Origin of the sequence: Microbacterium galbum (genome assembly GCF_032464915.1) — a bacterium.
Taxonomy (GTDB): Bacteria; Actinomycetota; Actinomycetes; order Actinomycetales; family Microbacteriaceae; genus Microbacterium; species Microbacterium galbum.
This window is the reverse complement of record NZ_JAWDIS010000001.1, coordinates 1,199,737-1,213,044: the sequence shown is the minus strand read 5'-3', so window position 1 is coordinate 1,213,044 and position 13,308 is coordinate 1,199,737. Positions and strand designations below refer to the sequence as shown.

The following is a 13,308-nucleotide window of genomic DNA, read 5'->3' as shown; positions in this document are numbered from 1 at the left end:
CCGCCTCCCGCCCCACCCGCACCATGGAGTCCCGATGACCCACCTCCCCGGCCCGATCGACCCGCCCGCCCGCCTGCTCATGGGCCCTGGCCCCATCTCGGCGTACCCGAGCGTGCTGCGCGCGATGGGCGCCCCGCTCGTCGGCCAGTACGACCCGTTCATGACGGCGACGATGACCGAGACGCAGGAGCTCTATCGGCGGGTCTGGGGCACCGACAACGACGCCACGCTGCTCATCGACGGCACGAGCCGTGCCGGTATCGAGGCGGCCATGGTCTCGCTCATCCGCCCCGGGGACCGCGTGCTGGTGCCCGTCTTCGGGCGGTTCGGCCACCTGCTCGCCGAGATCGCCGAGCGGGCCCTCGCCGAGGTGCACACGATCGAGGTGCCGTGGGGGCAGGTGTTCCCGGTGTCGACGATCCGCGAGGCGATCGAGCGGGCGCAGCCGCACCTCGTGGCGTGCGTGCAGGGCGACACCTCCACCACGATGCTCCAGCCGCTCGACGAGATCGGCGAGATCTGCCGTGCGCACGGCGCGCTGTTCTACACCGACGCCACGGCCTCGCTCGGCGGCAACCCCTTCGAGATGGATGCCTGGGGCCTGGATGCCGCGACCGCGGGACTGCAGAAATGCCTCGGCGGCCCCTCCGGATCGGCGCCGATCAGCCTGTCCGCGCGGGCGGTCGAGGTCGTCCGCTCGCGTGCCCGCGTCGAGGCCGGCATCCGCGAGGAGGGCGATGCCGTGGCATCCGACTTCATCCGCTCGAACTACTTCGACCTCGCGATGATCCTCGACTACTGGGGACCGCGCCGCCTCAACCACCACACCGAGGCGACCACCATGCTCTACGGCGCGCGGGAGTGCGCGCGCGTGCTGCTGCTCGAGGGCCGCGACGAGGTCATCGCGCGGCACCGGCTGCACGGCGACGCCATGCTCGCGGGTGTCGAGGGGCTCGGGCTCACCGTCTTCGGCGACGTCGCGCACAAGATGACGAACGTCGTCGCGGTCGAGATCCCGGATGCCGTGGTCGGAGACGCCGTGCGGAGCGAGCTGCTGAGCGACTTCGGCATCGAGATCGGCACCTCGTTCGGTCCGTTGCACGGACGCGTCTGGCGTATCGGGACGATGGGGTACAACGCTCGGAAGGACGCCGTGCTGACGACGCTGGCCGCCCTCGAGGCGGTGCTGCGCCGTCACGGGGCGACGGTGTCGGCAGGTGGAGGTGTCGAGGCGGCGCAGGGCGTGTACGCGGGGGCGGGCGCGTGATGCGCAGCGTCACCCACCGAGAGACGTCGACGGGATGCCGCGCATGACCGCCGCCACACGCCTGCAGGACGCCCCCGAACGTATCGCGGCGGCATCGCGCCGCGTGATGGGCCGCTGCGAGGAGCTCGCGCGGGTCACGGCGACGCCCGGGAGCATCACGCGCGTCTACCTCTCGCCCGAGCATGCACGCGTCAACCGCCTCGCGGCGGAGTGGATGCGCGAGCTCGGCATGACGACTCACCAGGACGCCGCCGGCAATCAGGTGGGGCGCCTCGCCCCCGCGGGATCCCCCGACGCCCCCGCTCTCCTGCTCGGGTCGCACCTGGACACCGTCCCGGACGCCGGACGCTTCGACGGCATCGTCGGGGTGCTGATGGCGCTCGAGGTCGTGCGGCTTCTGCGCCGTGTCGACGATGACGGCGCGGCATCCAGTCCCTTCCCCTTCGCCCTCGAGGTCATCGCTTTCAGCGACGAGGAGGGGACGCGCTTCGGCAAGGCCCTGCTGGGCTCGTCAGCGGTCGCCGGGCAATGGGATGCCGCGTGGTGGGACCTCGCCGATGCCGACGGCATCACGCTGCGCGAAGCGTTCCGCGACTTCGGGCTCGACCCGGGCCGCGTGGGCGAGGCCGCGCGGCGACCCGACGAGCTCGTCGCCTACCTCGAGGCGCACATCGAACAGGGACCCGAGCTGCACCGCAGCGGGCAGGCGCTCGCCGTGGTGTCGTCGATCGCCTCGGCCCGGAGGTTCCAGCTCGTCGTCGAGGGCGAGGCCCGGCACGCCGGCGGCACGCCCTACGACATGCGGCGCGACGCTCTGCTCGGGGCGAGCGAGGCCGCCCTCGCGGTCGAACGCATCTGCCGGGGCGAGCATCACATCATCGGGACGGTCGGGCAGCTCGAGGCCTTCCCGGGCGCCGTGAACGTCGTGCCCGGGGAGGCGCACTTCTCACTCGACCTGCGCGGGGAGTTCGACGACACGCGCGATCACACGTGGGCGGAGATCTCGAGCGAGCTCGACGCGATCATGGGACGTCGGGGCCTGCGGTGGCGCGCCCGAGAGGTGCACAGCGCTCCCGCGGTGTTCTGCGCACCGCTGCTGCAAGACGTCGTCCGCGCGGGTATCGGGGCCGACGCCCCGACCCTCTTCAGTCGCGCCGGTCACGACGCCATGTCGATCGGCGCGATCACCGGGGTCGGAATGCTGTTCCTGCGCAACCCCGACGGCATCAGCCACCACCCCGATGAGGCGGTCACCGGGGCCGACGTCGCGGCCGGACTCCGGGCGCTCGCCGAGGCGGTGCTGCACCTCGGGGCGGAGGTGCGCTGAGGGGTGCTCCCAGGCGCCGGCCATGGCTCCGGGGCGCGGTGTGCGCGGGTGCGGCAGCCGCAGGGGCGCCGGCCATGGGCCCGGGAGCGCGGTGCGTGCGGTGCGGTAGCCGGAGGGGCGACGGAAGTGGCCCCGGGGCGGCCGCGGTGGCCCCGGGGCCACCTGGGCACAGCGCTCCTGACGGGCTTGCGGGGTGAGCCCATCGAGAACCCGCAGTCGCACCGCGAGAATGGACGCATGACCTCCGCTCCCGAGATCCTCGAACTGCTCGCCTTCGCCGCGGAGCCGGGCGGAGGCAATCCGGCGGGAGTGGTTCCGGATGCCGTGGGCCTCGATACCGCGCAGATGCAGCGGATCGCGACCGACCTCGGCCACCCCGAGACGGCGTTCGTGGGGCAGCGCGACGGCCGCCGGGTCGCCGTGCGGTACTTCTCGCCGGAAGCCGAGGTGCCCTTCTGCGGGCACGCCACGATCGCGACCGCCGTCGCGCTCGCCGAGGCCGAGGGTGTCGGCCCGTTCATGTTCGAGACCGCGGCCGGCGTCGTCGAGACGTCGACCGAGCGCGACGCCGAGGGCCGCGTGACCGCCGGCTTCCGCAGCGTCGAGCCGCACCTCGAGGCCCTCGATCCGGGGGTCGCCGACCGCCTGCTGGGCATCCTGGGTCTGCGCTCCGACGACCTCGATGAGCGGATGCCGCTCGCCCAGGCCTTCGCCGGCAACCTGCACCCGGTGGTCGCGATCGCCTCTCGTGAGACGTTCGACGCGTTCACCTTCGATCCCGCGGTCCTTCGCACGCTCATGGACGAGCGCGGATGGAAGGGCACCGTCATCACGGTCCACATCGGGGGCGACCTCGTCGACGGCCTCGTCGCCGAGGCGCGCAATCTCTTCCCCGTCGGTGAGATCACCGAGGATCCCGCGACGGGTTCCGCCGCCGCCTCTCTGGGTGCGTACCTGCGCGAGCAGGGCGGCCTCGCCGCGCCGTTCGCCTTCACGGTGCTCCAAGGTCGGCATATCGGGCGACCGAGCGTGCTCGAGGTCGAGGTCCCGGCATCCCGAGGCATTCTCGTGCGGGGAACCGCGACGCCCCTGTGACGCGTGGTTCGGGGCGCATTCCGTCGTTCGGAGCGCGAGTCGTCCGCCCCGAACGACACGATGCGCCCCCAGCCCGGCGAGGGCCTCGCCGGCTTCACCGTCATCTCGTTCGGGGCGGGTTCTTGCGTTCGGGGCGTGAATCTTCCGCCCAGAGCGACGAAACGCGCCCCCAGCCCCTCCGCTCGGCCTCAGTCGACGACGCAACGGGAGCCGAGCCGGACCCCGCTCATTTCCCGCCCGCCAGCCGCCACACCCGATCGCGCGAGAACGGCAGCTCGTAGCCGCGACGACCGAGCGCGCGCGAGACGGCGTTGCCGATCGCCGCGCCCACCGGGTTGTACGGCGATTCGCTCATCGACTTCGCGCCGAAGGGGCCGAGGCTGTCGTCGGTCTCGGCGAAGTACACCTCGGTGTCGGGCACGTCGGCGAACTGCGGAACCCGGTAGGTGCGGAACACCGGGTTCTGCACCACGCCGTCCTCGAGGAGCACCTCCTCGTACAGTGCTCCGCCGAGCGCCTGCGCGGCCCCGCCCTCGATCTGCCCGCGGCACTGCGCAGGGTTGATGACGACCCCGGCGTCGGCCGACTGGATCGACTGCAGCACCTTCACGGTCCCCGTCTCGGGGTCCACCGCGACCCGGGCCGCGTGCACGTTGAAGGCGAGAGAGCGCAGGTCGCCGAACTCCGCGCCGTCCGCGGTGAGCTCGTCCCCGCCCCCGGCCGCGACGATCCGTCCCCACGAGACGACCTCTCGGCCCACCCGGATCCCGGATGCCGTGAACTCCATGTCGTCCCTCCCGGATGCCGAGTCCGCGAGGGGCGCGTCATCCCCGTACGCCGCCGCGGGGCGTCCGATCGGCGTCCTCGACCCGACGGCGGATGCCGCGACCGCGAGTTCAGCGGCATCTCCGGTCGCGAGTTCCCGGGCGATGTCGACCATCCGCCGCCGCAGCGCCGTGCAGGCGCCGAAGAGGGCCTTGCCCGCGACCACCGTGCCGGCCGAGGCGAAGGCCCCGGTGTCGTGGCGGACGGCGTCGGTGTCGGCGGCCCACAGCTCGAGGCGCTCGGGAGCGGCGTCGAGCACGGTCGCGGCGATCTGCCGGTGCACGGTCGAGGTGCCGTTGCCGAACTCGGCCGTGCCCACGCGCAGCAGGTACGTGCCGTCGCCGCGCAGGGTGGCGGTGGTGTGGGCGATGTGGCCGCGCGGTGCCATCGTGGCGATCATCGCCGTCGCCATGCCCTCGCCGACGAGCCATCCCTCGGGGGCCTCGACACCGTTGCCGCGGCGCAGCGCGTCCTGGGCCAGGTCGAGGCACTGGTCGAGGCCGTAACTGCCCCAGATCAGGTCTTCCTCGTGCGTCTCGCCGTCGTCGGGGTGCAGCGGATCGCCCTCGCGCACGGCGTTGATGCGGCGCAGGTCGAAGGGGTCGATGTCGAGTTCCTGGGCGAGGGCGTCCATCGCCGATTCGACGGCGAACACCACCTGTCCGAGGCCGTATCCGCGGAACGCCCCCGACGGCGGGTTGTTGGTATAGACCGCTTCGGCGTCGATCCACTTCGCCGGAACCCGGTAGAGGGTCGTCGACTCCGCGCACGAGTGGAACAGCACACCGATCGCGTGGTTGCCGTAGGCGCCGGTGTCGCTCAGCACGTCGATCTTCATCGCGGTCAGCCGCCCCGCGGCATCCGCCCCCAGCGTCGCGCGCACGCGCATCGGATGCCGCAGCGACGCCCGCACGAACTGGTCGGTGCGCGAGAACTCGTACGCCACCGGGCGCCCGAGCTTCAGCACGGCCAGGGCCGTGAGGTCTTCGGTGAAGAGCTCCTGCTTGCCGCCGAAGCCGCCACCGACCCGCGTGGCGTAGACGCGCACGCGGTCGCGCTCGAGGCCGAAGACGTGCGCGAGCTCGTTGCGGGCGAGGAACGGCACCTGCGTCGATGAGCGGATGACGAGGCGCCCGTCGTCGTCGAGCCATCCCACGGCCGCATGCGTCTCGAGCGCCGCGTGCGTGACGCGCGAGGAGCGCCATTCGCCGGTCACCGTCGCGTGACTGGTCGCGAGGGCGGCGTCGATGTCGCCGCCGTGCCCGGTGTGGAACCCGGCCACGACGTTGCGTCCGGCATCCATCACGCGGTCCGCGGGGGTGCGGTCGGGGTGCAGGAGGGGCGCCCGAGGGCGCCGGGCCTGCTCGGGATCGAAGACGGCGGGCAGAACGTCGTAGTCGATGCGCACCGCGCGGCAGCCGGCATCCGCCGCCTCCGCCGTCTCGGCGACGACAGCGACCACGCGCTGGCCGACGTGTCGCACGACGTCGTCGAGCATGCGGGTGTCGTCGGGGTCGTCGGTGCGGTGCTCGTGCCGGCCCGTGGAGTAGCGCACGTCGGGCACGTCGGCGTGGGTGAACACGGCGACGACCCCCGGTACGGCAAGCGCCTCGGACGTGTCGATCGCGCGCACGCGGGCGTGGGCGTGCGGGGAGGTCACGACCCGCAGCACGAGGGCGGGGCCGCCGGGCACGGGCTCGTCGAGGGTGAACGGTTCGCGTCCCTGCACGATGCGGCGCGCCGCCTCGGGGATGACCGAGGTGCCGACGCCCGCGGTGGGGGAGGCGGCGGGCGCGGACGACTCCTGCAGATCGGTTCCTGCGAGGGCGGACGAAGGTCGGTCGAACCGCTCCGCAGGAGGAGTGCGCGCGATCAGGGCGGGCCCTGCGTCGCCCGGAGTGCGGTGATGGCCGCCGCAGCCGGCGCCGCACGCGGCAGTGTCGGTGTCCGCGCCGCCCGCGTCCGCCCCGCTTCCGGTCTCGCGCACCGGACCGAGCACCGAGGCCCGGATCGCTTCGCGGATCGGTCGGTACCCGGTGCACCGGCACAGGTTGCCCTTCATGCGGCGGTCGAGGTCGTCGAGGTCGTCGGCGGTGAGGGTGGATGCCGTGACGCTCATGCCGGGGGAGCAGAAGCCGCACTGGAACCCGAAGCCGCTCGCGAGCGCCTCTTGCACGGGGTGCAGGTCGTCGCCGGGGGCGAGGCCCGCGGCCGTGGTGACCGCACGCCCCTCGAGGCGCACGGCGGGCACGATGCACGAGTGGGTGGGCGTGCCGTCGAGCAGCACGGAACAGGCGCCGCAGTCTCCGGCGTCGCACCCCTTCTTCACCTCGACGTGCCCCGTCTCGCGCAGCAGCGTTCGGGCGCACTGACCGGCCCGCGGCTCCACCTCGACGGGGGAGCCGTTGACGTGGAACTTCATCCGGCTGCCTCCCCGGCGGTCGTCGCCCGGCCCCTCGGGGCGGCGGACGGGTGCGCTCCCCCTCGGCCCGGGAGGGATGCCGCCGTCATGCCGCACCCCGCTGCGGCTCGCGCTGGAACTCCGCGCGCAGGCGCTCGGCGAGCACGATGCTCACTCCGCGGCGCCAGTCGGCGCTGCCGAGCGGGTCGGTGTAGAAGTCGGTGGCGCCGGCCACGGCATCCCGCAGTTCCCCGGCTCCCGGCACCCGTGCGAAGCGCAGCACGCGCGGGCGGCGCACCGCCGCCGTCACGACGAACACGCTCGATCCGTCGGGGTCGACGCGCGCGGTGACCACTGCGCCGGAGCGGCCGAGCTCGGCGAGGGCGATCTTGCGCAGGCCGACCTGGGCGGTGAGGGCACGCAGCGGGATGTCGAGCGCGCGCACGACCTCTCCCGGCGCGAGCGAGGTCGCGGCGTTGTCGACGACGAGGTCGGCCACCGCGATGCGGCGCTTGCCGCCGTCGGGCGTCCACACCAGTGCCGTGGCATCCAGGGTCGACAGCAGCGCGATCATCGCGCCGGCCGCGAACGCCTGGCAGACGTTGCCTCCGACGGTCGCGGTGTTCCAGATCTTGAACGACGCCAGCAGGGCGTCGGCGGCGGGGCGAGCGAGAGCGAGGGAGGTCCACGCGAGCGGGGCCTCGTGCTCGACCCACGCCAGCAGGCGCGCGATGGTGCAGGTCGCACCGATCCGCAGGCCCTCGTCGGTCACTTCGAGGTCGGGCCAGTCGAGGCCGGTCAGGTCGACGAAGCCGGTCGTGCCCGGCTGCGGCTCGCTCATGAGCCAGGTTCCGCCGGCGATGACGACCTCGCCGTCGCGCAGCGCGAGGTCGGCGCGCGTCCGGGCGACGCGGTACGAGGTGACGCTGGTGATGTCCATGCCTAGCCCGCCAGGATCCGGCCGGTCCAGCGCCCGTCCGCGAGCGAGTAATGCTGACGCGTGCTCTGCCCGAGGGCGTCGCCCCTCCAGAACGTGAGCGTCACGGGGCGCACGCGGAAGCCCACCCATCGCTCCGGTGGGTCGAGCTCGGGATGGGCGGCGTCGAACTCCGCCCACAGGTGCCGGCGTTCGAGCACGTGCAGGTGGGCGTTCTCGTCGGTGTTCAGCCACGCGAGCAGCTGCAGGTAGCGCGAGCGCCGGCGGTACACCTCGGCGGCGTCGGCGGTGCCGACCCGCTCGACGATCCCCCGCACGACGAGCTGGCGGCCCACGTCAGGCCAGACGACCGACATGGCCGCGACCGGGTTCGCCGCGATCTGCGCCACCTTCGCGCTCGCGGCATCGGTGTGGAAGTACAGCCCGGTGAGGTCGCGATCGCTGACCAGCACGTGCCGCAGCGAGGGCAGGCCGTCGCGGCCCATCGTCGCCAGCGCGGCGAGGGGGCGGAGCTCGCTGTCGTGCGGCGGCAGCCAGCGCACGAGCAGCGTCAGCGGATCGTCGACGAGTGTGTCGACGTCGTCGACGTCGGAACCGAACGTGGTGCCGGCCGTGATCATGGCGACCTCCGAGGATGCTGCGGGTATCGACGAGCGTAGGCAGCGCGCGTTTCGGCGATGTTGCCGCCATGAACATTCGTCGAAACACGGCGTTCGTACACTCCCCGCATGAGCGTGCTGCCCCTCATCGACTCGTGTCCCAAGCGCATGGAGTACGGCCCGTGCGGCGGGGTCGGCTTCGACGGCTCCTGCGAGGTCGACGCGGCGCAACGGTGCGCGTTCGTCCACCGTCCGACCGTGCCGTGGACGGGCCTGGACCGCACCACGGCGGTACGGCCCGCACCGCGCACCGCCGCCGCGACCGCGACCCTCGACGCGCTCGGCACGCGCCCCTGGATCGTGGCCGATCTGCCGGCGCGGGCGCTGAGCGTGGCATCCATCGACGCGTGCGCCGGAATCCTCACGGGAGAAGTGGATGCCGTCCTGGCCGGCGACGCGGGAAGCGCCCGGGTGCAGTTCCCTCCCGCGTACCGCGCGCACCTGCTGCAGCGGCGCGGCCTGCGCGTGTGGACGGGGCTCAACATGCGCGACCGCAACCGGGTGGCGATCGAGGGGGAGCTCGCCGCCCTCGCGGTCGAGGGCGTCGCCGGGGTGCACTGCGTGACGGGCGATCACACGCAGACGGGGCACCGCCCCGACGCCGCACCCGTGTTCGACCTCGACTCCACCGAGGCCGCCGCCCTGGCCCGCGCCGCCGGGCACGTCGTGTCGGTCGCCGCCTCTCCGGCCGCCCCTCCCGTCGACCGGCGCGCGGCGCGGCTGCGCGAGAAGCTCCGCGCCGGCGCCGACGTGTGCTTCGTCAACCACGCCGGTGGGGCGGAACCCGTGCGCCGTTTCATCGACGAGGTCGGGGACGGCATCCGATTCCTCCCCTGCGTGCCGGTGGTGGTCGACCACGCCTCGGCCGATCTGCTGGAGTCGTTCACGACGCTCGTGCTGCCCGAGGACTTCCTCGCGCGCGTGCGGCGTGCTCGCGACCCCCGCGCCGAGGGGATCGCCCTCGCGGTGGCGATGGCGCAGGAGATGCTCGCGCTCCCCGGCGTCGTCGGCGTCAACCTGTCGGGCGGACGCGAGGGTGCGGAGGAGTCGTTCGCCGAGGCTCTCGCCGAGATCGGGCGGCGCCTGCGCTGAGCGCGCGGGGGCGGCCGCGGCCCCCGGCGGGTGTCCGGGGGTGCCGCGCGCGTCGCGGGGATGCGACGTGTCCGGGGCGCTCGACGACTGGGCGGTGCCGGGGGCGCGGCGCCGCGGGCGATGCGGGTGGGGCGATGTCGCCGGGCGCGGTGTCCGGCGACGCGGGGCAGCGCCGTGTCAGCGCGTGACGGCGGGGGAGAGGTCGGCCGCCACCGCGACGAGATGGCCGCCCTTGCGCTCGGCGCGGGCGATGCCGCGGGAGTCCGCGGCGTCGCGCTCGAGCAGCCGCCACGGGTGCGCGTCGATGTCGGCGCCTCCGGTCGCGCACGCCAGCAGGGCGAGGGGCTCGAGCACGCGCCAGCGGCCCCGCGGGCGCTGCATGTCGACGATGCCCGCGCGACCGCCCGGGCGCACCGCGGCGCACGCGCGGCGCCAGGCCTCGTCGCGCGCGGGGATCACGCTCAGCGCGTAGGTCGAGAACACGGCATCCGCCGCGCGCCCCCCGTTCGCTGCGACGATCGTGGAGGGGTCGAGGGTCGCGGCATCCGCCGACACCAGGGTCACCGAATCGTTCCACCCCGACGCGGCGACCCGACGACGGGCCACGGCGAGCATGTCGGAGCTGCGGTCGACACCGACCACGCGCCCCGTCGGTCCCACGGCCGCGACGAGCCCGGCGAAGTTCAGACCGGTGCCGCAGCCGAGGTCGATCACGGTGTCGCCGGGTCTCGGGTCGAGAAGGCGGATGCCGGCCTCTCGGCCCGCCCGGTACACCCAGCGTTCGCCCGAGAGCACGTCGTACCAGCGTGCGCCGACGCCGTAGCGGCGCATCGGTGTCGTCATCGCGCCACCCCCTCTTCCGACCACCCTAGGCTTCGGGGATGACCTCCGTCTCGCGTCGCCGCGCCCGTCCGCTGACCGCCGTCGAAGCGGGTCGGGCGGAGTGGGACCTCGTCGTGGTCGGGGCCGGGAGCGCGGGACTGGTCGGAGCCCGCACCGCGGCCGTGCTCGGGGCGAGGGTGCTGCTCGTCGAGGCGAACGGGTTCGGCGGGGAGTGCCTGTTCACCGGCTGCGTCCCGTCGAAAGCGCTCATCGCCGCGGCCGACGCCGCGCACGACGCACGCGTCGCGGCGCGGATGGGCATCCACGTCGACGGGGTGCGGGTGGACTTCGCCGCCGTGATGGCCCACGTGAAGGGCGCGATCGCCGCGATCGAACCCGTCGATTCGCCCGAGACGCTCGCCGAGACCGGCGTGTACACGCTGCGCGGCCGTGCGCGGTTCGACGGTCCCCGCTCGCTGGTCGTCGAGGGAGTCGGCATCCGCTTCCGCGATGCCCTCGTCGCGACCGGCAACACGCCGATCGTGCCGGAGGGCGTCGACGTGCTCACGAACGAGACGCTGTGGGACCTCGACGAGCTGCCCGCGAACCTGCTCGTGCTGGGCGGGGGAGCGATCGGATGCGAGATGGCCCAGGCCTTCGTCCGCCTCGGCTCGCGCGTGACCCTCGTGCACCGCGGTGACCGGCTGCTGCCGAAGGAGGATCCCGCCGCGAGCGCCCTGGTGCTGTCGGCTCTGCGCGCCGACGGCGTCGACGTGCGCCTGGGGATGACGCTCGCCGAGGCCTCCCGCGGCGTGGGGGGCACGACCGCGCGGCTCGCTGACGGCACGACGGTGGTCGTCGACCGCGTGCTCGCTGCCCTCGGCCGCCGTGTCGACACGACGGGACTGGGGGTGGAGGCCGCGGGCGTCGACCTCGACCGCGCGGGCGCGATCGCGGTGGACCGCACCCTCGCCACGAGCAACCCGCGCATCCGCGCCGCCGGCGACGCGACGCCGCTGCCGCGCTTCACCCACACCGCGGGGATGTTCGGCAGCATCGCCGCCACCAACGCGGTGCTCGGCCTGTCGCGTCGCGTACGTCTCGACGACGTTCCGCGCGTGACGTTCACCTCTCCCGAGGTGGCGGCGGTGGGGACGTCGACGGTGGATACGGCGGACTCGGACGTGCGCATCGTCGAGACTGCGCACCACGACCTCGACCGCGCGATCGCCGAGGGCCGCACCGCGGGGTTCACGCGGCTCGCGGTCGACCGGAAGGGACGTGTGGTGGGCGCGACGATCGTGGGTCCGCGCGCCGGGGAGTCGCTCGGGGAGCTCTCGACGGCGGTGTCGCGCGGGCTCTCGGTGCGCGACCTGGCCGGCGTGCTGCACGCCTACCCGACGTACTCGGATGCCGGCTGGAACGCCGCCGTGCGCGACGCCCAGGGCGCCCTGCGCACGGGCGCGGTCGCGGCGGTGATCCGGCTGCTGCGGCGCGTGCGGCGGCGCCGGGGCTGACTCGCGGCCCGGACCCGCGCGGCGCCTCCCGGGGTCGCCGCTCCCCGGCGGTCACCGCAGCAGGCGGTACCCGACCACGACGCGCTGCACGGCGCTCACCCCGACGAAGAGCGCCCACGCCAGCGCGATCCACCCCGCCCAGAACGGCAGCAGCAGCCAGAGCGCGTGCACGATGATCGTCTCGGTGCCCTCGGCGATGCGCCCCAGGAACGACAGCGATCGCCCGTCGTCGAGGCGGCGCCCGGTGCGTTCGGCGATCGACGAGAACGCCAGGAAGGCCGTGCCGTTGACGTAATAGGTCAGCAGCACGAGCAGGAAGGGCCACCACGGGATGCCGAACGCCGCCGTCGCGCCCCACGCGACGCCGAAGACGCCGGCGCCGTAGGCGATGAAGTCGGCCGCGATGTCGAGGAAGCCGCCCGCCTCGCTCTCCCCGCCGTCGCCTTCCGCCCGGCGCCGCCGCGCGAGCGTGCCGTCGAGCCCGTCGGCCACCCGCGAGAGCAGCCACAGCACGGCGGCGACGACCCACCATTGCGCAGCGGCCGCACCGGCCGAGGCCAGGGCGAGCACGAGGCCGGCGACGGTGAGCCGGTCGGGCGTGATCCCGGGACGGTCGAGGGCCGCGGCCGCGGCATCCAGGGGGCCCGAGAGCGCTGCGCGCATCGTGCGGTCAAGCACCGGGGGCTCCCCGCTGATCCCGGCGACGGCGCACGATCGCCCCGGCGACGAGTCCGCCGATCACGAGCACGCCGATCGCGGCCAACGCGGTCCAGAAGCCGGGGCCCAGCTCCCACCCGAACGCGCCGAGGGCCACGTACGCGGCCGACCCCGGGAGGATGCCCACCGCGGTGCCGATGGCGTAGTCGCGGCGCCGCACCGAGGTCAGGCCGGCGCCGTAGTTGATCAGCGTGAACGGGATGACGGGGATGAGCCGGGCGCTCAGCACCGCGAGGAGACCGCGGCGTCCGAGCGCGGCATCCAGGCGGGCCACCCGCGCCCCCGTGAAGCGTTCGACGGCCTCGCGGCCGAGGGCGCGACCGATCAGGAAGGATGCCGCGGCCCCGAGCAGGGCGCCGACGTAGACCATCGCGAACGCCACCGGAAAGCCCCACACCAGACCGGCGGCGATCCCCAGCACGTTCTTGGGGGCGGGGCTCAACGTCAGCGCCGCGTACAACAGCGTGAAGAGCACGACGCCCGTCCAGCCGACCTGGGTCGACCACGCGCGGATCTGTTCGACGTCGTGCGGGACGAAGACGAAACCAACCGTTGCGACGACTGCGACGAAGACACCGAGAAGCACCAGGCGGAGAAGGGGTCGGCGCATCGCACCGCCCGCGGGTGCGTCGGTTCGGTTCGGTTCCAT

General features: G+C 73.9%; 11 protein-coding genes. 5 read left to right on the top strand and 6 right to left on the bottom strand.

What is annotated here, in order from left to right; translation table 11 throughout:
* Positions 1-34 precede the first annotated feature (34 nt).
* The 3 genes from RWH45_RS05695 to RWH45_RS05685 all read left to right on the top strand — a co-directional run bounded on the left by RWH45_RS05695 (position 35) and on the right by RWH45_RS05685 (position 3,689).
* Positions 35-1,267 carry a pyridoxal-phosphate-dependent aminotransferase family protein gene (locus RWH45_RS05695; RefSeq protein WP_315993910.1) on the top strand — a complete coding sequence of 411 codons (1,233 nt, stop codon included), beginning with the start codon at positions 35-37 and terminating at the stop codon, positions 1,265-1,267.
* Positions 1,268-1,310: 43 nt separating this feature from the next.
* A complete protein-coding gene (locus tag RWH45_RS05690) occupies positions 1,311-2,594 on the top strand; it encodes an allantoate amidohydrolase (RefSeq protein WP_315993909.1) in 1,284 nt (427 codons plus the stop codon).
* 237 nt (positions 2,595-2,831) lie between these two features.
* On the top strand, positions 2,832-3,689 hold the full coding sequence (locus RWH45_RS05685; protein WP_315993908.1) for a PhzF family phenazine biosynthesis protein: 858 nt from the start codon (positions 2,832-2,834) through the stop codon (positions 3,687-3,689).
* Between the two features lie 226 nt (positions 3,690-3,915).
* On the opposite strand, the gene RWH45_RS05680 is transcribed toward RWH45_RS05685, so the two are convergent.
* The 3 genes from RWH45_RS05680 to RWH45_RS05670 form a co-directional block, all read right to left on the bottom strand.
* A complete protein-coding gene (locus tag RWH45_RS05680; RefSeq protein WP_315993907.1) occupies positions 3,916-6,936 on the bottom strand; it encodes a molybdopterin-dependent oxidoreductase in 3,021 nt (1,006 codons plus the stop codon).
* A gap of 85 nt (positions 6,937-7,021) precedes the next feature.
* Positions 7,022-7,855, bottom strand: a complete 834-nt coding sequence (locus RWH45_RS05675; RefSeq protein WP_315993906.1) for an FAD binding domain-containing protein — start codon at positions 7,853-7,855, stop codon at positions 7,022-7,024.
* 2 nt (positions 7,856-7,857) lie between these two features.
* Entirely contained in the window at positions 7,858-8,472 is a 615-nt protein-coding gene (locus tag RWH45_RS05670) for a pyridoxine/pyridoxamine 5'-phosphate oxidase (protein WP_315993905.1), read from the bottom strand.
* Between the two features lie 108 nt (positions 8,473-8,580).
* Here RWH45_RS05670 and RWH45_RS05665 point away from each other — a divergent pair, with 108 nt between their 5' ends.
* Positions 8,581-9,603, top strand: a complete 1,023-nt coding sequence (locus RWH45_RS05665; RefSeq protein ID WP_315993904.1) for a methylenetetrahydrofolate reductase C-terminal domain-containing protein — start codon at positions 8,581-8,583, stop codon at positions 9,601-9,603.
* Positions 9,604-9,780: 177 nt separating this feature from the next.
* On the opposite strand, the gene RWH45_RS05660 is transcribed toward RWH45_RS05665, so the two are convergent.
* Complete coding sequence (locus RWH45_RS05660) at positions 9,781-10,446, bottom strand: methyltransferase domain-containing protein (protein ID WP_315993903.1); 666 nt, start codon at positions 10,444-10,446, stop codon at positions 9,781-9,783.
* A 38-nt stretch (positions 10,447-10,484) separates the two neighbouring features.
* On the opposite strand from RWH45_RS05660, the gene RWH45_RS05655 reads away from it, so the two are divergent.
* A complete protein-coding gene (locus RWH45_RS05655; RefSeq protein WP_315993902.1) occupies positions 10,485-11,942 on the top strand; it encodes a dihydrolipoyl dehydrogenase family protein in 1,458 nt (485 codons plus the stop codon).
* Between the two features lie 51 nt (positions 11,943-11,993).
* Here RWH45_RS05655 and RWH45_RS05650 read toward each other — a convergent pair whose 3' ends face one another.
* Together RWH45_RS05650 and RWH45_RS05645 are read right to left on the bottom strand one after the other, a co-directional pair.
* Positions 11,994-12,620 (bottom strand): CDP-alcohol phosphatidyltransferase family protein, encoded by a 627-nt coding sequence (locus RWH45_RS05650; RefSeq protein WP_315993901.1) that lies wholly within the window; start codon positions 12,618-12,620, stop codon positions 11,994-11,996.
* Positions 12,613-13,308: a TVP38/TMEM64 family protein gene (locus tag RWH45_RS05645; RefSeq protein WP_315993900.1), complete on the bottom strand. Its 696-nt coding sequence runs from the start codon at positions 13,306-13,308 to the stop codon at positions 12,613-12,615. The genes RWH45_RS05650 and RWH45_RS05645 overlap by 8 nt, the downstream gene beginning before the upstream one ends.